The sequence below is a fragment of the Rhodoferax sp. genome (assembly GCF_010365055.1).
Classification (GTDB): domain Bacteria; phylum Pseudomonadota; class Gammaproteobacteria; order Burkholderiales; family Burkholderiaceae_C; genus Rhodoferax.
In genome coordinates this window covers 1-19940 of the sequence record NZ_JAAFHA010000019.1, presented here as the reverse complement: position 1 = coordinate 19940, position 19940 = coordinate 1, and the positions used below count along the sequence as shown (strand labels likewise).

Annotated in this window: 20 protein-coding genes; 5 read left to right on the top strand and 15 right to left on the bottom strand. The window is 60.8% G+C overall.

Annotated features, from left to right (window positions below; all coding sequences use genetic code 11):
- Positions 1-40: 40 nt before the first annotated feature.
- The gene (locus GZ093_RS06860) at positions 41-481 is read right to left on the bottom strand and encodes a CBS domain-containing protein (RefSeq protein WP_296483914.1); all 441 of its coding nucleotides are present in this window, start codon (positions 479-481) and stop codon (positions 41-43) included.
- A 120-nt stretch (positions 482-601) separates the two neighbouring features.
- On the bottom strand, positions 602-955 hold the full coding sequence (locus GZ093_RS06855; RefSeq protein WP_296483911.1) for a hypothetical protein: 354 nt from the start codon (positions 953-955) through the stop codon (positions 602-604).
- Positions 956-1018: 63 nt separating this feature from the next.
- On the opposite strand from GZ093_RS06855, the gene GZ093_RS06850 reads away from it, so the two are divergent.
- Together GZ093_RS06850 and GZ093_RS06845 are read left to right on the top strand one after the other, a co-directional pair.
- The gene (locus GZ093_RS06850) at positions 1019-1150 is read left to right on the top strand and encodes a hypothetical protein (RefSeq protein WP_296483908.1); all 132 of its coding nucleotides are present in this window, start codon (positions 1019-1021) and stop codon (positions 1148-1150) included.
- Between the two features lie 162 nt (positions 1151-1312).
- Positions 1313-2122, top strand: coding sequence for a thioesterase family protein (locus GZ093_RS06845; RefSeq protein WP_296483906.1), 810 nt, complete (start codon positions 1313-1315; stop codon positions 2120-2122).
- Between the two features lie 85 nt (positions 2123-2207).
- Here the strand turns inward: GZ093_RS06845 and GZ093_RS06840 are convergent, their stop codons facing one another.
- The 13 genes from GZ093_RS06840 to GZ093_RS06780 all read right to left on the bottom strand — a co-directional run bounded on the left by GZ093_RS06840 (position 2208) and on the right by GZ093_RS06780 (position 16231).
- Positions 2208-3494 carry a glycerate kinase gene (locus tag GZ093_RS06840; RefSeq protein ID WP_296483903.1) on the bottom strand — a complete coding sequence of 429 codons (1287 nt, stop codon included), beginning with the start codon at positions 3492-3494 and terminating at the stop codon, positions 2208-2210.
- 144 nt (positions 3495-3638) lie between these two features.
- The gene (gene glxR, locus GZ093_RS06835; protein ID WP_296483901.1) at positions 3639-4529 is read right to left on the bottom strand and encodes a 2-hydroxy-3-oxopropionate reductase; all 891 of its coding nucleotides are present in this window, start codon (positions 4527-4529) and stop codon (positions 3639-3641) included.
- A 57-nt stretch (positions 4530-4586) separates the two neighbouring features.
- On the bottom strand, positions 4587-5369 hold the full coding sequence (gene garL / locus GZ093_RS06830; RefSeq protein WP_296483898.1) for a 2-dehydro-3-deoxyglucarate aldolase: 783 nt from the start codon (positions 5367-5369) through the stop codon (positions 4587-4589).
- A 76-nt stretch (positions 5370-5445) separates the two neighbouring features.
- Positions 5446-7083 (bottom strand): galactarate dehydratase, encoded by a 1638-nt coding sequence (garD, locus tag GZ093_RS06825; RefSeq protein WP_296483896.1) that lies wholly within the window; start codon positions 7081-7083, stop codon positions 5446-5448.
- A gap of 3 nt (positions 7084-7086) precedes the next feature.
- Positions 7087-8352, bottom strand: a complete 1266-nt coding sequence (locus GZ093_RS06820; protein WP_296483893.1) for a glucarate dehydratase family protein — start codon at positions 8350-8352, stop codon at positions 7087-7089.
- A 61-nt stretch (positions 8353-8413) separates the two neighbouring features.
- Entirely contained in the window at positions 8414-9922 is a 1509-nt protein-coding gene (locus tag GZ093_RS06815; protein WP_296483890.1) for a tripartite tricarboxylate transporter permease, read from the bottom strand.
- Between the two features lie 12 nt (positions 9923-9934).
- Positions 9935-10414, bottom strand: coding sequence for a tripartite tricarboxylate transporter TctB family protein (locus GZ093_RS06810; RefSeq protein ID WP_296483888.1), 480 nt, complete (start codon positions 10412-10414; stop codon positions 9935-9937).
- A gap of 75 nt (positions 10415-10489) precedes the next feature.
- Complete coding sequence (locus tag GZ093_RS06805; RefSeq protein WP_296483885.1) at positions 10490-11464, bottom strand: tripartite tricarboxylate transporter substrate binding protein; 975 nt, start codon at positions 11462-11464, stop codon at positions 10490-10492.
- 75 nt (positions 11465-11539) lie between these two features.
- A complete protein-coding gene (locus GZ093_RS06800; protein ID WP_296483882.1) occupies positions 11540-12823 on the bottom strand; it encodes a TRAP transporter large permease in 1284 nt (427 codons plus the stop codon).
- Positions 12823-13350 (bottom strand): TRAP transporter small permease, encoded by a 528-nt coding sequence (locus tag GZ093_RS06795; RefSeq protein WP_296483879.1) that lies wholly within the window; start codon positions 13348-13350, stop codon positions 12823-12825. Before GZ093_RS06795 ends, GZ093_RS06800 begins: the two co-directional genes overlap by 1 nt.
- A 114-nt stretch (positions 13351-13464) precedes the next feature.
- Positions 13465-14448, bottom strand: a complete 984-nt coding sequence (locus GZ093_RS06790; protein WP_296483877.1) for a TRAP transporter substrate-binding protein — start codon at positions 14446-14448, stop codon at positions 13465-13467.
- A gap of 39 nt (positions 14449-14487) precedes the next feature.
- Positions 14488-15408, bottom strand: a complete 921-nt coding sequence (locus GZ093_RS06785; protein ID WP_296483873.1) for an SMP-30/gluconolactonase/LRE family protein — start codon at positions 15406-15408, stop codon at positions 14488-14490.
- Positions 15409-15421: 13 nt separating this feature from the next.
- Complete coding sequence (locus GZ093_RS06780; protein WP_296483990.1) at positions 15422-16231, bottom strand: NAD(P)-dependent oxidoreductase; 810 nt, start codon at positions 16229-16231, stop codon at positions 15422-15424.
- Between the two features lie 151 nt (positions 16232-16382).
- Between GZ093_RS06780 and GZ093_RS06775 the strand changes: the two genes are divergently transcribed.
- The 3 genes from GZ093_RS06775 to GZ093_RS06765 all read left to right on the top strand — a co-directional run bounded on the left by GZ093_RS06775 (position 16383) and on the right by GZ093_RS06765 (position 19838).
- Complete coding sequence (locus GZ093_RS06775; protein ID WP_296483870.1) at positions 16383-17129, top strand: FadR/GntR family transcriptional regulator; 747 nt, start codon at positions 16383-16385, stop codon at positions 17127-17129.
- Between the two features lie 179 nt (positions 17130-17308).
- Positions 17309-18646, top strand: coding sequence for an enolase C-terminal domain-like protein (locus tag GZ093_RS06770; RefSeq protein ID WP_296483867.1), 1338 nt, complete (start codon positions 17309-17311; stop codon positions 18644-18646).
- Positions 18647-18797: 151 nt separating this feature from the next.
- Positions 18798-19838, top strand: coding sequence for an AraC family transcriptional regulator (locus tag GZ093_RS06765; protein WP_296483864.1), 1041 nt, complete (start codon positions 18798-18800; stop codon positions 19836-19838).
- Positions 19839-19940 lie beyond the last annotated feature (102 nt).

Here is a 19940-nt window from a genome sequence, read left to right as displayed (position 1 = left end):
AAACTGGCTGTGCCCAATTGGGGCTACCGAAACATGCCAATCAAGCCAAAACGTCGGTCACCTGATCATTGAACTCCGCAATGCTCGCCGCGTCGACAATCTCTCCTGGCAGTGCGTCGCGCGCCGAGAATATCCCCAGGATCTTGGACGCATGAGAAACGACAGGCAGGTTGCCAATGCCGTGTTCCATCATGATCAGCACCGCTTCAGCTACTTTCACCTCAGGCCCCACGCAATGCGGGTGGGGGGTCATGACGTCGGCCACGTGGGTCGTTTGCGGATTCAGCGACTTGGCGAGCACACGTGTCAACAGGTCGTGCTCGGTGAGAATGCCCAGCATGGCCCCGCCGGGATCAGTGATAAGCACGCTGCCACAATTGGCCGCGGTCATTGCCCAAGCCGTTTCCAGGACGCTGGCATGCGGCGCCACGCTGACCACGCGGTTGTGGGATATGGATTCAAATACAGTGCGTTCATACATGGCGAGTGTCCTTTCAAAAAATCACGGGTTTAAAGGGATGCGGCAGGCAGCATTCGCTGCAAAAAACAGGATTAATTTCATTTTTTTTGCGATCACGCTCTGTTCCATTTTTGGTCCTTCTCACACGCCCCACAGCATGAACTTGTCGTCATCTTTGTCAGCGACTTGGCCGTAGTACCAATTGCCTGACGTGCTGTCGATAGTGGAGCCTTGGAACATGCAGTGGCATGCCATTGTGCGGAACGCGACATTGGACGGATTGATGCGCGTGTCCTCAACCCGCTCGAGGGTGTTGGTGCCATGTGTCTCAAAAAGCGGTATGCCGATGCTGGCGTCAAGTGAACGGCTAGCGTAGGCGCCGTTTCGCTCCTTCGGTATCGGCTGCGCTGTGGCGCGTCCCCGTGCCAGCGAGGTCACGATCGCACAGGGGAAGCGAACAGCGGCGAGGCGTCTAGCTGTGGATCTTGGGTTCATGATTTTTCTTACAAAAAAACAGATGTAGTCTCCAGCCTCAGATTGAACTCAAGAAGGAGTCTCATGTTTGATTTTTCGCAATGGAAAACGAGTCCATGGCAACTTGGTTCTGAAATTCACAAGGAGCGGCTGAATGTACGGCTGACCATCGCATGCCAGCGTACCCGACCAATTTTTCAGGAAAGCACCGGATGAAACTGCCCTGATAGGTGGCCACAGGTCCACCATGCCCAAGCCGCCTGGCGGCCCGACGCCGAAGTAGCGAAGGTAGCGCCCGCGTTCTTTGTTGCCTTGGTGATGACGGCAGATGGCCTGATACTGTAGTGCCTATGGACTATTACAACGGAACCATTGACCATGACCACGACAGCCATGCCCGCCAGCGCCTACAGCTTGCTTGACAGCGGGGCCTACCGTGCCAGCTTGCTCACGCGCGGCCCTTGGCACCCTGCGCATCAGCACGCCGGGCCACCGATCGCGTTGGTGTGCCGCGCCATTGAACACGCTGCTGCGGCCCATGGCCTGAGCCACATCGCGCGGCTCACCGCCAACCTGCTGCGACCGGTGCCGGTCGGCGAGGTCGCGGTCGAGGTCGCCACCGACTATGCCGGGCGCAATGCCGGCCATTTCTCGGCGCGGCTCGTGGCGGGTGGGAAAGAGGTCGCGCGCTTCACGGCACTGGCCCAGCGCGAGAACGAGCTGCAGTTGCCCGACGGCCTGCCAGGGCACCCGCTGCCGCTGGCCCCGATTGGGCCCGAGGCGTCGCAAGCGGCGACCTTCCCGTTCGCCAGCAAGCATGTGGGCTACTCCGATCTGGTGGAGACCCGCGTTGCGCAGGGCCAGTTCTTCAACGGTCCCTGTGCCATCTGGTTCCGCCTGCGCCACCCGCTGCTCGACGGCGAGGCGCCAAGTGTCTATCAGCGCGTCGCCGTTGCCGCTGATTCCGGCAATGGCATCAGCGCGATTCTTGATTTACAAAGCTACAGCTTCGTCAATTCGGACCTGACCATCAATCTCTTGCGCCGGCCACAAGGCGAGTGGATCTGCCTCGATGCTCGTACCTACCTCGGCCCGAATGGTGGCGGCCTCGCTGAATCGGTGCTCTACGACACGCACGGACTGATTGGTCGCGCCACGCAGAGCCTGTGCGTCAGTCAGCGCGACTGAGGATGCAGCCCATCGAGGGTGCTGTCGCGCCAGGTGCGTGACTTTTTCGGGCAATCCGCGGGCCATCCGGGCCAAGCCCTGTGAATCACTTTCGCTCAATCAGGATCGCGCGAAAGTCGTTCACATTGGTCAGCGTCGGACCGGTCACCACCGAGTCAGCGAGCGTCTGGAAAAAGCCGTGACCGTCATTTTGGTCCAGGCTTTCTTTTGGCCGCATGCCCAGCGCCCAGGCGCGCTCCAGCGTATCGGGTGCCAGGTGCGCTCCGGCGATTTCTTCCTGCCCGTCCACGCCATCGGTGTCACCGGCCAGCGCGTGGATGCCGGGCTCGCCTTGCAGGGCGATGCCCAGCGACAGCAGGAACTCGACGTTGCGACCGCCTCGCCCGTTGCCGCGCACCGTCACGGTTGTTTCGCCACCGGAGAGCAGCACGCACGGGGTCTCGAAGGGCTGCCCACGCCGTGTCACTTGCAGCGCCAGGGCGGCCATCACCTTGCCCACATCACGGGCTTCACCTTCCACGCTATCGCCCAGGATGTAGGGCCTGATGCCCTCGCTTTTGGCAACGTGAGCCGCAGCTTCCAGTGCCATCTGTGGCGTGGCAATCATGCGGGTGTCGATGCCGGCCAGGCGTGGGTCATCCGGTTTGATGGATTCGCCCCGCCCACTCGTCAAAACATCTTTGACGTGGGCGGCCAGTTCAATGCCATACCGGCGCAGGATGGCCAGTGCATCCGCGCAAGTCGTTGCATCCCCTACCGTGGGACCGGATGCGATGTCGCAGGCGTTGTCGCCCGGCACGTCGGAGATCAGCAGCGTCACCACGCGGGCCGGGTGGCAAGCGGCAGCCAGGCGCCCACCTTTGATGGCCGATAGGTGTCGCCGGACACAGTTCATCTCGCTGATGCTGGCCCCCGACTTCAGCAGTTCACGGCTTACCGCCTGCTTGTCTTCCAGCGTGATGCCGTCCAGCGGCAAGGGCAGCAGGGAGGACCCGCCGCCCGAGATCAGGCACAGCACCAAGTCATCGGCCGACAAACCGCTGACCAGCGCGCAGATGCGCTGCGCCGCCTGCTGCCCGGCCGCGTCGGGCACCGGGTGCGCCGCCTGCACGATTTCGATGCGCTCGCAAGGCACTTCGTAACCGTAGCGGGTCACCACCAGGCCTTCGAGTGGGCCGGGCCAGTTGTCTTCCAGCGCCCGCGCCATGGCGGCGGACGCCTTGCCCGCTCCGATCACGATCGTCCTGCCTTTGGGAGGGGCCGGCAGATGCGCAGGCAGGCACAGCGCGGGTTGCGCCGAGGCGACGGCTGCGTCAAACATGCGGCGCAGCAGGCCACGCGGATCGGTTGGGTCGATGATGGGGCGGTTCATGGTTGGTCCTGATCAATGAGAACCTGATTATCGACAGGTTGCCTTGGCCGCCAGGCTGCACCCGGCACAGCGGGTATTTATGCATCAAATTGGCCTCCAGCCCCTTTGCAGCAAGCGCCTCTAGCTATGAATTTTGAATGATCCTTACTTGGGGCTCGCAACCTCATGGTTACCCATCAATTCCAGCGCCTTGACCAGCGCCGAATGGTCCAGATCCGCCATGCCATTGGCCGCGCAGACCTGCATCAACTGCGCCGCACCCGCGGTCTGCGGCAATGCCAAGCCAAGCTCACGCGCGCCTTGCAGCGCCAGCCCCAAGTCCTTCTGGTGCAGCTTGATGCGAAAACCGGGGTCAAAGGTGCGCTTGATCATGCGCTCGCCATGCACTTCCAGAATGCGGCTGGACGCAAAACCGCCCATCAGCGCCTGGCGCACCTTGGCTGGGTCGGCCCCGGCCTTGCTGGCAAACAGCAAGGCCTCGCCTACGGCCGCAATGTTCAACGCGACGATGATCTGATTGGCCACCTTGCAGGTCTGGCCGTCGCCGTTGCCACCCACCAAGGTGATGTTTTTCCCCATCAGCTCGAACAGGGGTTTCACCAGATCAAACGCCGCCTGCGGGCCGCCCACCATGATGGTCAGGCTGGCGGCCTTGGCGCCCACCTCACCGCCGGACACGGGTGCATCCAGGTAATCGCAACCCAGCGCGTTGATTCTTTGCGCGAACACCTTGGTGTCCATCGGCGAGATCGAACTCATGTCCACCACGGTTTTGCCCGCGCTCAAACCACTGGCGACACCGTTGTCGCCAAACAGCACCTTGGCCACGTCCGGGGTGTCGGGCAGCATCAAGAAGATGATGTCGGCGCGTTGGGTGACCTCTTGGGAAGAAACGCAGTCTACGCCGCCCGCATCGGTCAGCTCTTTGGACACCAGGCCCAGCGTGGTCAAAAACACCTCGTGGCCCGCTTTGACCAAATGTGCGGCCATTGGATTGCCCATGATCCCGAGGCCGATAAATCCTAGTTTGCTCATTGAAATACTCCAGTTGGTGTTGAAAGATCCAGAAAATCAGTTTTGATGGGCAGGGCATCAAGCCCGGTATTTGTCGCACAGGGCCTGCGTACCAGTCCGGAACACGCCCAGGTCGCTGCCCACCGCAACAAAGGTTGCGCCCATGGCGATGTACTTGCGCGCGTCAAGCTCTAGCGGCGCCAGGATGCCGCTGGGTTTGCCTGCGGCTTTCGCGTCGGCAAACACGGCCGCAATCGCCGCCTGCACCTCGGGGTGGCTGGCGTTGCCCAGGTGCCCCAGGCCGGCGGCCAAGTCGGAGGGGCCGACAAACAGGCAGTCCACACCGTCGAGCGCAGCAATGTCGGCGCTTGCTGCCACGCCTTTGGCGCTCTCAATCTGCACCATCACGCACATGTTGTCGTTGGCACCCTTGAAGTAGTCCGCCACCGTACCGTAGCGGTTGCTGCGCTGCGACACCGACACGCCGCGCATGCCCTGGGGCGGGTAGCGCGTGGCGGCCACGGCGCTGCGGGCTTCGGCCACGCTCTCGACAAAGGGCACCAGAAAGTTATAGAAGCCGGCATCGAGCAGGCGCTTGATCTCGACCGGGTTGTTGCTGGAAGGCCGCACCACCGGCGCACTGGCGCTGTCCTTGAGCGCCATCAGCTGCGGGATGTAAGTGCCCATGTCGTTGGGGGAATGTTCGCCGTCGAGCAGGATCCAGTCAAAACCGGCCACGCCCAGCACCTCGGTGGTGATGGCGTTGGCCAGCGATGACCAGCAGCCGATGAGTTTTTTGCCCGCCAGCAGGTCGCGCTTGAAGCTGTTGGGGAAGGCTTGGTAGGGAGTGGCTGGTGTCATGGCAGTAGTCGTTGGGTTGGTTGGGACAAAAGCAGCTGTCGCAGGGGCAGCGCAACAAAATGGGGATGCAAGGCGTTCAGGTGATCGGGGCCGGGTTGAACAGCACCAGCGCGTTGTGCAGTTGCCAGTGCTCGGCCCAGGTTTTCTTGCGTCCGCTGGCGACTTCGAGCAGCAGGTGAAACAGCTCCCAGCCCACGTCCTCAATGCTGGCGCTGCCCTCGGCAATGCGCCCGGCGTTCACGTCCATCAGGTCATGCCAGCGCCGCGCCAGATCACTGCGCGTGGCGACCTTGATCACCGGGCATTCGGCCAGGCCGTAGGGTGTGCCGCGCCCGGTGGTGAACACATGCAGGTTCATGCCGGCGGCCAGTTGCAGCGTGCCGCAAATGAAGTCGCTGGCCGGGGTGGCGGCGTACACCAGGCCGTTGCTGATGCCGTTTTGCTTAAGGCTTTCACCGGGCGACAGCACGCCGGAAATGGCCGCGCTGCCGGATTTGACGATCGAGCCCATGGCTTTTTCAACAATGTTGGAGAGGCCCCCCTTCTTGTTGCCTGGCGTGGTGTTGGCGCTGCGGTCGGCACTGCCTTTGGCAAGGTAAGCGTCGTACCAGGCCATCTCGCGGATCATCGCCTGCGCCACTTCGGGCGTGCTGGCGCGGGCGGTGAGCTGGTCAATGCCGTCACGCACTTCGGTGACTTCGGAGAACATCACGGTGGCGCCGGCGCGCACCAGCAAATCGGTGCAAAAACCCACGGCCGGGTTGGCCGTGACGCCCGAGAACGCATCGCTGCCGCCGCACTGCACGCCCACCACCAGGGCGCTGGCGGGCACGGTCTCGCGCTGTCTGGCGTTGAGGCGCGCCAGGTGCTTTTCAGCGCTTTGCATGATGGAGTCGATCATCGACATGAAGCCGACATGGTGGTCGGACTGCAGGCAGACCACGTCCAACTGCTCATCCCTGGCGTGCGCGCCTGGATTTTCGCCAAAATTTGAATCAAACCGGGCTGTAGCCCCCGTATTTATTGCCTTGGCAGCTATATTTTGTAGAGCAAAACTACCGGGTGGCAACAACCGTTCCGGTTGCAGCTTCTCGCAGCCCAGGCTGACCACCATCAGCTCACCGCCAAAATTGGGGTTCAAACTGATGTTGCGCAGCGTGCGAATCGGGATGATCGCATCGGGCGCGTCGATCGCGACGCCGCAGCCATAGCTGTGCTCCAGCCCCACCACATCGTCCACGTTCGGGTACTGGGGCAACAGCTCGGCCTTGATGCGCTTCACCGCAAATTCAACTACGCCCGAGACACATTGCACCGTGGTCGTGATGGCCAGGATGTTGCGCGTGCCGACCGAGCCATCCGCATTGCGGTAGCCCTCAAAGGTGTAGCCATCCAAGGCTGCTAGAGACGGCGCGGCGCGAGTTGCCAGCGGCAGGGCATCGAGTGAGCGCGCCGGTGGCATCTGCAACACCAGTTCATTCACCCAACTGCCCGCAGCCAGGTCTTTGAGCGTGGTGCCAATGGTGACGTTGTAGCGGCGCACGGCGCTGCCCTGGGGTAAACCGACCAGTGCCACCTTGTGGCCCTGGGGCACCGCTTGCGTGAGCGTCAGACCGTTGGCAAAAGTGGCCCCGGCGGGCAAGCCACCGTCGTTGACGACGATGGCGACGTTGTCAGCAGGGTGCATCTGAATAAAAAGTGGAGTGGTACTCATGGCTTAGAAGCGGGGTTTGATCTGTTTCCAGTCCGGCCGAAAGCGCTGCATTTGCACCACGTCGTTGCGGGTGCGAATGCGACACACGTTGTAGGCCGCATGGAGCTCGGCCAGCTTGTCCTGGTCCAGTTCGACACCCAAACCCGGCTTGTCGGTCAGGTGCACGCAGCCGCCCGTGATGGGCACCCGGCCGCCCTGCAAAATTTCGTCGCTCTGCCATGGGTAATGGGTATCGCACGCATAGCTCAGGTGATGCACGGATGCGGCCAGATGCGTCATCGCCATCAGGCTGATGCCCAGGTGCGAGTTGGAGTGCATCGACAGGCCCAGGCCAAAGGTCTGGCAGGTGCGTGCCAGCGCCTGGGTGGCGCGCAGGCCGCCCCAAAAGTGGTGGTCGGAGAGGAGAATCTGCACAGAATTGAGCTCAATGCTGCGCTTGAGTTCAGCCCAGTTGGTCACCACCATGTTGCTGGCCAGCGGCAGGCCGGTGGCCTTGTGCAGTTCGGCCATTCCTTCCAACGTGGGGGTCGGGTCTTCGTAATACTCCAGGCACCCGTCAAGTTTTTTCGCAATGCGCAGGCTGGTCGCCATGGACCAATTGCTGTTGGGGTCAATGCGCAGTTGGTGATTGGGGAAGACGGCTTTGAGGGCCAGTACGGCATCGGCTTCCTTTTCGGGGTCAAACACACCGGCCTTGAGTTTGATGCTCTCAAAGCCATACTGGTCAATCATCTGGTGCGCCTGCTTGACGATCTGCTGGGCGTTCACCGCTTCACCATATGGGTCGGGCGCGTACTCGGGATCCACCGACGCGTCCCACTTGTAAAACAGGTAGGCTGAATACGGCACCTTGTTGCGCACCGCGCCGCCCAGCAACTGCACCAGGGGAATGCCAATGGTGCGCGCCTGCAAATCCATGAAGGCCACTTCAAAAGCCGAATAGGCGCTGGTCACCAGGTTGCTGGCGAGCGAGCCGGGGGCCAGTTCCATCTCGACATGACCGGTGGCGATCTTGGGTGCATGCGCGGCCACGCGAGCCAGCATGCCGTGCACATCAAAGGCCGACAAACCCACCAGACTGGGCCCGGTCCGGGTCAGTAAGTCCAGCACCGGCGCGTCGCCATAGGTTTCGCTTAGACCCACGAGACCGTTGGCACCGACCACCTCGATGATGGAGCGCAGGCCAAACGGCTCGTGCACGCCCGCCGCGTTGAGCAGGGCAGGGTCTTTGATGGCAATCGGGGTGACACGGACAGCGGTGATTTTCATGATGATGGAAGCGTGGTTTGGTACGGAGGGGGCGGTGCGACCGAGCGTGTTTGCCTTGGGTTCAGTCCGTAGGGAGCGTCGCCTTGTGACGAAGCGCCTGAACAACGTGCCAGACCACCGACGCGATGGCCAGACCAATGAACGTGCCAGAGATGGGCTGGGTCAGGAAGTCCATGAATTTGTTGTCTGACAACATCAGGCCGCGGCGCAGGTTGGTCTCGGCCATGGGGCCCAGAATAAAGCCGATGATGAACGGCGCCTGCGGCACGCCAAACTTCACAAAGCCGTAGCCCACCAAGCCAAAGATCAGGATGGTCCAGATGTCAAACACCCGGCTACCCAGCCCGAACGCACCCACCACACACAGCACAAGAATCACCGGCAGCAGCACGTTTTTGGGCACCCCTAGCAGTCTGACGAAGATGCGCATGCCGTAGAACTCGCACACCAGCATCATCACTGAGGACAGCAGCAGCGCCGCAAAGATGGTGTACACCAGCGCGCCCTGCGACACAAACAGCAGCGGGCCCGGCTGGATGCCGTGGATCATGAAGCCGCCGAGCAGCATGGCTGTGACCGCGTCGCCCGGGATGCCCAGAGTCAGCAGCGGAATCATGGCGCCGCCAATACCGGCGTTGTTAGCCGTCTCAGACGCCACCACGCCGTCCATGATGCCCTTGCCAAATTTCTCCGGGGTTTTGGACTGCTTTTTGGCCGCGACGTACGACAGGATGTTGGACGTGCCCGCACCAATACCAGGCAGGATGCCAATGGCAATGCCGATCAGCGAAGAGCGGATCAGGTTCCAGCCCTGGCCAAAAAATTCGGCCACCGAGAAACCAAAGCCTTTGATCTGCTTCATGCTCACCTGCTGGATGGCGGCTTTTTTCTCGTGCTTGACGTCCTCGGCCACCTTGATGACCTCGGCAATAGCAAACACACCAATCAATACCGTCAAAATCTCAAAACCGCCGTTGAGCTGCACCTGACCGAAGGTAAAGCGTGGAATGGCATCTACCGGCGCAATGCCCACGGTGGCAAACATGAAGCCAATCACGCCCGCAAAAATACCCTTGACCATGGAGCCACCCGACAGCGACGCGATCAAGGTGAGCGAAAAGATGGCGATGCCAAAGTACTCATGAGGCCCAAAACTCAGCGCCAGTTTGGCCAGCGTGGGCGCAATGAACACCAGTGCCGCCACACCGATGATGGTGCCCAGAAACGAGAACACCACACCCACGCCCAGCGCTTTGGCGCCCTCGCCGCGCTCCATCATCGGGCCGCCATCCCAGGTAGTTGCCACCGACGCGGGTGTGCCCGGAATCTTGAGCAGAATGGCTGAAATCAACCCGCCCGAGGTGCCGCCAATGAACAGCGCCACCAGCAGCGAAATGCCCGCTGCCGCACCCAGGCTGTACGTAATGGGCAGAAACAGCGCCACCGCCATGGTGGCCGTCAGCCCCGGGATGGCACCAAAGATGATGCCGACCACCGTTCCGAAGAACAACAGCCCCAGAATCTGGAGCGTGAAGACGGCCTCAAAGCCTTGTTGAAACAGGTCAAGCATGGTGTGCCCCGGCTATTCGCTTGCAAAGTCCAGCCAGCCCAGGGGCAGCATCAAATCAAAGGCGTTGCGAAACAACAGGTAAATCCCTGCCGCAGCGACCACCGCCACTGTGGCATACAGCACCCAGCGCGGTTTTTGGTCGGCCGGGGTGAGCACATACAGCTGTGCCATCAGATAGACCACGGTCATGATCGGAAAGCCCACGCTGCTCAGCAAAGCCACATAGCCCACAATCAACGCGACCGTCTTCGCCACCGTGGCGTAATCCACTTTTTCCGCGTTGTCGTTAGAACCTGATCTGGCCTCCAGTTTGGCGGCAGCCAGCAGTTGCAGCACACCCAGCACGCTGCAAATCGAACCCAGCACATAGGGCACAAAAGAGGCATCAATGCTGTCCTTGCGCGGGATAGCCGTGGTGGCCCACAGGTAAGCCAGCCCCACAAAGAGCATGATCAGCCCCAGAAAAAATTCCATTCGTTTTTTGTCTGCCATCTCGGTCTCCGGTCTATCCAAGGTCAGGCGCAGTCAGCAGGCAGATTGCCTGTGACTGCGAGTTTGTCCAGCAGCTTATTTCTTCTGGCGCAGCAAGTCTTTGTATTGCATGAGGTCGTCACGCACCTTGTTCAGGTGGACGGTGGCGTCCTTGGTGTGCATGAACGACACGGGTTGTTTGAAGCCGTCTTCCAGCGCCTTGGCATAGGCCGGGTCTTTGGTGATCTGCTGCATCACGTCAGCCATCTTTTTGATGATGGCCGGGTCGGTGCCCTTCGGGAAGGCGATGATGTAAGGCTTCTCCATGTCGAAGGCCAGGCCTTGCTGGGTGAACGTGTTGATATTGCCGAGCAGGGGATTGGCGTCCTTGCTGAATTGGGCCACCATGGCCATGTCGCCGGTGGTGGCGTAGTCTTTGACCGGGCCGAAAGAGATTGATGCTAGGTCGATGCGCCCACCCAGCAGCGAGGTGATCTTGTCAGAGGCCGAGCCAACATCAACAAATTTCAACTGCACGCCCGCCTGCTTGGCGAACATCAGGCCTTGCAGATGTGAAAAGCCGCCCATCTCGGTGCCGTAGATCACGGTGCTTGGCGCGGCCTTGGCCTTGGTCACGACATCTTGCACATTCTTGAAGCCGGATTTCTTGCTACCGATGAATACAACGCCTTTGTCAATGGCCGGAATGCAAGCGATGTCCAGCTTCGCGTCGAACTTGTAGTCGATCAGGCCAGAGACCTCGTTGACTATCAGCATGCCGGTATGGCCGAAAAACATCGTGTTTCCATCCGGTGCCGCGCCCTGGACCTGGGCCATGGCAATCGTGCCGCCACCGCCATTGACGTTGGTCACCACCATCGGTTTGCCAGCGATTTTCTCGAAGAAACGCGCCATTTGGCGCGCATTGAAGTCGGTGTCGCCGCCGGCACCGGCGGGCACGATCACCTGCACTGGTTTGGTCGGCCAGGCGGTGGCATCAGCCGCATGGACTGCCGGCAAGCCTGTGCAAAGTGCCACTGCGGCGGCGAGAAGGTTTCTGCGAATAGTCATGGAGTGCTCCTTGAATTGACTAGGTTAAGTAATGGAAAGTGACGGGCAAGCAGGGCGCAGAACTTGGGGTTCTGCCTATTTGAGAAGCACGCCGGGCAGCCACAGTGACAGCGCGGGGATGTAAGTGACGGCCATCAGCACCAGCAGCAGGGCGCCAAAAAACGGGTACAGCGCTTTGACGACCCGCTCGATCGGCAGTTTGGCCACCGCCGCGCCCACAAACAGCACGCCACCGACCGGGGGGGTGATCAGGCCCATGGCCAGGTTGAGCATCATGATCATGCCGAAGTGCACCGGGTCCACCCCCAAGGTGGTGACGATCGGCAGCAGGATTGGGGTCATGATCAAAATCAACGGCGCCATGTCCATCAGCGTGCCCAGGAGCAGCAGCAGGATGTTGATCATCAGCAGCACCACATACTTGTCAGTGGAGACACTCGTGAACAGGGTGGTGATCTGCTGCGGAATCTGCATCAGGGTCATGATGTAGCCAAAGCTGGCGGCAAAGCCGATCAGGATCATCACAATCGCCAGCGTCTTAACGGTGCGGTGCACCAGCTTGGGCAGTTCGTTCCACTTGTAGTCACGGTAGATGAACATGGTGACAAAAAAGGCCCAGATCACAGCCACCGAAGCGGACTCCGTGGCGGTAAACACCCCCGACAAAATGCCGCCCAGAATGATCACCATGGTCATCAAACCCCAGAGCGCATCGACACAGATCTTGATGGCCTCCTTCATGGGAATCGTGCGACCCTTAGGGAAGTCTTTCTTCTTGGCGATGAACAGACACATGACGGCCAGCGTCAGCCCCAGTATCAAGCCCGGCAGGACACCGGCCAGAAACAGCGCGGCGATCGACACCGAACCGCCGGCGGCCAGCGAGTAAATCACCGCGTTGTGGCTGGGCGGAATCAGAATCGCCTGCACCGAGCCGCTGATGGTGACGGCTGTGGCAAAGTCACGCGGGTAGCCCTTTTTTTCCATCTCAGGGATCAGCACCGAGCCGATGGACGCGGTATCGGCCATGGACGAGCCCGATATGGCGCCAAAAAAGGTGGAGGCCAGGATGTTGACCAGCGACAAGCCACCACGTACAAAACCGACCAGAACACTGGCAAATGCAACCAGCCGGTGTGACATGCCGCCCTCGGCCATGATGGCTCCGGCCAGCACAAAAAACGGGATTGCCAGCAGCGAGAATTTGTTCACGCCGCCGGCTATGGCGATCATGATGGCGTCCGCCGGAATGTCGATCCACCACGCACCAATGAGTGCCGACAAGCCCATCGCATAAGCCACGGGCATGCCCAGAACAATCAAGACCAGGAACGAACCCAGCAATACCAATGCATCCATCAGGCGGCCTCTGCTTTCACTTTTTCATGGTCAAACGTCACCACGGCACGGTTACCTTGCTGGCCAAAGACGATATGCTCCAGCACAAAAATAACGGTGGTGAGTCCACCCAATGGCACCGGCAAATAAGTCACGCCGACCGGCATCCATGGGAGTTGCCCAATGCTCTGGTTCATGGTTTCCAGGCACAGCTTGGTGCCATACACCGTCACAAAGAGCGCCACGATCAGCATCAGCACATCGATCAGGCTGCTCAGCAGCAGCTGCATTTTCTTGGGCAAGCGGTCGGTGACCATTGCCACGGCAATGTGGGCGCGCGCCCGGTAGGCGGCCGAGGCACCAAAAAATGTGAATACCACCATCAGCATCACGGCCACCGGCTCTGGCCAAGGTGAGCCGGTACCCAGCACATAGCGGGCAAAGATGCCCCAGGGAACAATCAAGGACATGACCAGCACTGAGATGCCCGATACCCAGATGCAGGCCAGATAGAGCGCATCATTGAAGTGCAGTAGTTTGTTTTTCATGGGGCTGCCTCACGGATGGAGAGTCAATGCGCTGGCGTGGCGTGCAGGGCGCGGCAACCCACGTGCAGGTGGATCGCCGCGGCCTTTGGCCGCGCGCTGAAGGCTGCGACGTTCTTACTTGGTGGCGTCAATGCGATTCATCAGATCGGCATAGTCGGCGCCGTACTTGGCACGCACCGGGGCGGTGGCGTCATAAAACAGCTTTTGGTCCACAGGCACAAATTCAATGCCAGCGGCTTTGAGCTTGGCGGAATAGTCGGCCACGCTCTTGTCCCACAAGACGCGTTGGTCCATCTGGGCTTCACGCGAGAGTCTTTTCACCAGCGCTTTGTCGGCGTCAGAGAGCTTGTCCCAAGTGACCTTGGACATTACCAGGATCTCAGGAATGATCAGGTGGTTGGTCTGGGCGTAATACTTGGTGCCCGCGTTGTAATGGTTGGAGGTGAAGAAGCTCGGTGGGTTGTTCTCAGCACCGTCAATGACACCGGTTTGCAGGGCGCCAAACACCTCGCCGTAGCCCATGGCAATGCCGTTGCCACCCATGGCGTTCATAGTGTCGACAAACAGCGGGTTACCCATCATGCGGACCTTCACGCCCTTGAGGTCAGCCGGGGTCTTGACCATCTTTTTGGTGTACAGGCTGCGTGCGCCGCCGTCCATCCAGCCCAGGGCCACCAGGCGGGCCGGGCTGTTGGTGACTTTGTCGAGCAGCTCAACGCCGATGGGGCCGTCGATCACGGCGCGCATGTGGGCAATGTCACGGAACACAAACGGCATGTTGAACACATTCACATCCGGCGCGACCGGGCCAACCACGCCCAGCGAGATGCGGGCGATCTGGATGGCGCCAATCTGCACTTGCTCGACCACGGCTTTCTCTTCGCCCAAGACCGCACCCGGGAACATCTTGACCGTGATGCGGCCATTGGTGGCAGCATCGAGCTTTTTTCCCATGTTCTCGACCGCGACCACGGTCGGGTAACCGGCCGGGTGCGTGTCGGATGCCTTGAGCACGATGTTTTGTGCATTGGCGCTGAAGGCGGCCGAGAGCGCTACAGCAGCAACGGCGGCGGCGAGAAGGGTTCTGCGAAAGGTCATGGTTGTCTCCTTGAGTGACCAGGTTGAAAGACTGACTAATTAACGACTGACAGGAACAGGGGAAAACATCGGCTCGGGCAGGCCGCAAACGCCGGGATGCAGCGCGAACAGGCCACCCGCCAGCGGCTGGTCAGACAGATCGACACCTTGCGGGCGTATCGATGTCACAAATAGGGTGTCCAGATTCCGGCCACCAAAGGAACACATGGCGGGCTTCTTGACCGGCACGGCCAGCGACTGATCCAGCTTGCCATCGGGCGTGAAGCGGTGCACCAGACCCGCGTCGTTGCCACAAATCCAGTAGCAACCATCAGCATCCACCGCAGCGCCGTCGGGGCGGCCGGGCAGGGGGGTCATGTCGACAAAAACCCGGCGGTTGGAGGGTGTTCCGGTGGCTGGGTCATAGTCAAAAGCCCAGATCAACTGCACTGTGGGGTGCGAGTCGGATAAGTACAGGGTGCGGCCATCCGGGCTGAAGGCCATGCCGTTGGGGGTTTTGAAACCGTCCAACAGCTTGACCAGTTGCCCTGCGCCGTTGCTGCTGCTTTGATAGCTGTAGACGCAGCCCTCACCTTGGCTAGAGGCCATATCCATCAACATGGTGCCAGCCAGAAAACGGCCCTGGCGGTCGCACCGACCATCATTGAAGCGCATGCCCTCTGAGGCGTGGCTGACTGTGGCCAGGCGCTCAAAACCGAGCTGACCATCGGCTTGCGGCGTCAACTCAAAAATACCGCTCTCGGCACCGACGATCCAGTGGCCGCCGGCCATGGGCGCCACACAGGCCAGCATCTCCGGCGCCTGCCAGGTGCTCAAACCCTGGGTGGCCAGCGTCCAGCGGTTCAGCGTGCGCGCCGGGATGTCAACCCAGTACAGCGCCTGCTCGGCGGGACTCCACACCGGGCTTTCGCCCACCGCGTTGCGGGCATCGAGCACCAACTCAGCTTTGGGCAGGGTCATGGTAAGTCAGCGATCAGAAAGCAAACGGGCCGGCCACGACAAAGCCGCCGCCCTGGAATTGGGCGACCGGGTCGCTCAAGTCTGGCGCCGACGTGCGCGCGTACACCGCGTCACGAAACACGTCCGAACTGTCTTGTGGCACATAGCCAATGTGGCGGGCCTGATTGTTGTCCCACCAGGTGACGGCGTTGTCGGACATGCCAAACACGATGCTGTGGCCCAGCACCGGCGTGGTGAGGCAGGCCGTGATCAGCCGGTGCAGGTCGTCAAAACTCAGCCAGGTGGCCAGCATGCGCCGGTCTTTGGGTTCGGGGAAGGATGAGCCGATCCGCACACACGCCGTCTCGATGCCATAGCGGTCAAAGTAGAAGCGCGACAGGTCTTCACCAAAGGCCTTGCTGACGCCATACAGGCTGTCCGGGCGCGGCGGGGCGCTGGCGTCAATGGTGTCGCACTGGCGATAGAAGCCGGTGACGTGGTTGGAACTGGCAAATACCACGCGCATCACGCCGTGCAATCGGGCGGCTTCATACAGGTTGTACAGGCCCAGAATGTTGGCCTGCAAGATCGGACCAAACGGGCCTTCGACCGACACACCACCGAGGTGCACGATGGCTTGCACGCCCTGCACCATGGCGTCGACCGCCTGCGCGTCGGCCAGGTCAGCCAGCATGATTTCTTCGTCTGCTGCGGCTGGGCCAAAGTCGACACGGTCTGACAAACGCAGCACCTCACAATTGGCTTTGAGCCGCTCGCGCAGGGCCTGACCCAAACCGCCGGCGGCGCCGGTGAGCAACAATCTCTGATGCGCCTTGATGGTCATTTTTTCACTCACTTCAGGAAATCTGCGCAGGCACTGGACTTTTCCAGTTTCTCGCTTTACATTCGATTCATCTTTTCACTTGTCAGTCATAGGTTGTCTGACAACATTGCAAATTGTGATCACCCGCATTCAGTGAGTCAAGCGTTTTTATATGGAATCATGGAAAACCCCTAGTCCGTCAGCAAGTCGCCCGCGCCGAACGCGGGGCCTGGTGCAGGTCATCGTCGATGACCTGGCTGGCAACATCAAAGGCGGCCAGATCAAGCCCGGCGACAAGTTGCCGACCGAAGCTGAAATCATGGCGCGCTTTGATGTGAGCCGCACCGTAGTGCGTGAGGCTTTGTCGCATATGCAGGCCTCCAGGCTGGTGGAGACCCGCCACGGCATTGGCACCTTTGCCCTGAGTGCGCCCGACACCAGCAACTTCAAGATTGCCGAAGACGATTTCTCAACCGTGGCCGACGTGATCTTGTTGCTGGAGCTGCGTATCAGCCTGGAAACCGAGGCCGCGGGCTTGGCCGCGCAACGCAGAAGTGATAGCAACCTGGCCAACATGGAAAAGGCCTTGGTGACATTTTCAAACGCTATCGAGCATGACGCAGATACGCTACCTTCAGATTTTGAATTTCACATGGAAGTGGCCCGCGCCACGGGTAATCGGCACTTTGCCGACCTGATGACCTACCTGGGCACCATGATCATTCCGCGCGCCCGGGTCAACACGCCCAACAGCGCGCCAGAGGGCCGCTCGAACTACCTGCAAAGGGTGCACGGCGACCACGAGAGTATTTTCAATGCCATCCGCAACCAGGATGCTGAAGCGGCACGCGCGGCCATGCGCACCCACCTGAACAACAGCCGCGAGCGCCTGCGCAGGGCGCAGCTTGCCCTGGCGTGAGCGCGTGCCCATGGCGTCGAAGAAGGCCTCGCGGCTGACGCAACTGCGACGGTCGGAACTCGCTACAGACCGGTGCGCGTGAGTGCCAGTATTCAGGATAACCCGGTTGTAAGAAATGCGATCAAGTTGTACGATGTCTATTGACTAGATTCTGCAACTCAACTTCAGCGAGCCGTTTCATGCCTGATACCACGCACACACCCACCATCCAACGCATGCAAGTCATTCCCGTGGCCGGGCATGACGGCATGTTGCTCAACCTGAGCGGCGCGCACGGCCCGTTTTTCACCCGCAACATCGTCATCCTGACCGACAGCGCCGGCCACACCGGTGTGGGCGAGGTGCCCGGCGGCGAAAAAATTCGCCAGACGCTGGAAGCCGCAAAAGACCTGATCGTCGGGCAATCGGTAGGCAACTGGAACAGCATCCTCAACCGCTTGCGCGTCGCTTTTGCCGACCGTGACAGCGGTGGCCGCGGGCTGCAGACCTTTGATTTGCGCGTCGCCATCCATGCCGTGACTGCGGTTGAAAGTGCCATGCTGGACTTGCTGGGCCAGCACCTGGGCGTGCCGGTGGCCGCCTTGTTGGGGGAGGGCCAACAGCGCAGCAGCGTGGCCGTGCTCGGTTACCTGTTTTACGTGGCCGACCGCACGCTCACCGACCTGCCCTATGTGAGCGAACCTGACCAAAACGACGACTGGTTGCGCTTGCGCCATGAAACAGCCATGGACGCCCAAGCGGTGGTCAGACTGGCCGAAGCCGCTTACGCGCGCTACGGCTTCAAGGACTTCAAGCTCAAAGGCGGCGTGCTGCGCGGTGAGGAAGAAATGGAAGCGGTGGAGGCCCTGCACGCGCGTTTTCCCGAGGCACGGATCACGCTGGATCCCAACGGCGGCTGGCTCTTGAAAGATGCCATCCGTATGTGTCGCGACCACCGTGATGCACTCGCCTATGCCGAAGATCCTTGTGGCGCCGAAGGTGTGTTCTCAGGCCGTGAAGTGATGGCCGAGTTCCGCCGCGAGACCGGGCTGCTGACTGCCACCAACATGATCGCCACCGACTGGCGCGAGATGGCGCATTCGATCGCGCTGCACTCGGTCGACATTCCGCTGGCCGACCCGCATTTCTGGACCATGCAAGGCTCGGTACGGGTGGCGCAGTTGTGCCAGATGAATGGCCTCACCTGGGGCTCGCATTCCAACAACCACTTTGACATCTCCTTGGCCATGTTCACCCATGTGGCAGCAAGCGCGCCGGGCAAAGTGACGGCGATCGACACCCACTGGATCTGGCAGGACGGCCAGCGACTCACCAAGGCGCCACTGCAGATTGTGGACGGCAGCATCACCGTGCCGACCCAAGCTGGTTTGGGCATTGAACTGGACATGGTTGAAGTGGAAAAAGCGCATCAGCTCTATCTGCAACAGGCTTTAAGCGCGCGTGACGATGCCATCGCCATGCAGTACCTGATGCCCGGCTGGAAGTTCAACCCCAAGAGCCCAAGCCTGGTGCGCTGAGCCAGGAATTGACACGACAGCTTGTCGGTTGAGACGCGATTTCGTGGCGTTCGCATGAAGGTTGCCTCTCTGCATTGTCAGCCGCTATTGAAGACTTGGCGGTTGGCGAGCCGCCAGCTTCAAGGCAAAGGCGCGCGACTATCATGGCGCGATGCCGTCAACCGATTGCTCAAGCCCCGCCGTCGCTCCAAGCGCGCGCGTGGTGGCGCCCTATGCTCACACGCTGTGGGATGCAGCGCGTGCCCAGGGGCTGGACGACACGCGGTTGATCGCGACCCTCGGGCGCGCCGCCATCGGCGATGAAGATGTGTCGGTAGTGGCTTACCTGGACCTGCTGCAGGCGGCTCGCACCCAAGCTGGGCCGCTGTTTGGCTGGCGCCTGGGGCAGGCCGTCAAGCCCACCAGCCATGGCGTCAACGGTATCTTGCTGCTGGCGTGTGCGACCCTGGGGGATGCACTGCAACAGGTATTGCGCTTTGAGTCTTTGGTGCACGACCTGGGTCGCTCCAGTTTTAGCCGGCGCGGCGACAGGGTGGTTTACGCTTGGCGTAACGACTGCGCCGCCCATGCGGCTGCGGGTGCGCTGGCGGAGTCGGTGTTCTCGGGCATTCAGACCTGCGCCCAATGGCTGGTCGGCAGGCCCCTGAGCGACTTTGAGCTGGAATTCACGCACGCGACCGACGCCGCCACGGCGGCGCGCATTGCGCAGTGGAGTGGGGCGCGTCTGCGTTGGGGCGAATCTGAAAACCGGGCAATCTTTCCGGCCTCGGTATTGACCTGGCCGATCCCACAGGCCAACAAGGCCTTGTTGCCGCTGCTGCAGCAGCATGCCGAGGCCTTGCTGCAAGCGCGCTATCCGCAGGACGTGGGCATCGTGGCCCAGGTGCGCCAAAGTATTTCTGGTCGTCTGGGAAGCGGCCCAGTCAAACTCGCCAGCGTCGCCTCCGACCTGCACCTGTCCACCCGCACCCTGCAGCGCCGTCTGGCGGATGTGGGGGTGGCTTATCAGACGCTGCTGGACAGCAGTCGGCACGAGTTGGCTCGCCATTACCTGGGCAACTCGGCCATGCCGGTGGCCGAGGTGGCTTATCTGCTGGGTTTTCAGGATACGCCAGCGTTTCATCATGCCTTCAAGGGCTGGCAGGGTCAGGGGCCTGGGCAGTACCGCGTGTCAGTTTGCCAAAAAGTTTAGGCTTATTTGGCCTGTAGCCCTCTACAGGGACTTCCCACCAAATCAAGAGGTATTGGATTTATTTTTTGATAGGCGGTATTCATTGCATTGATGTAAACGAAA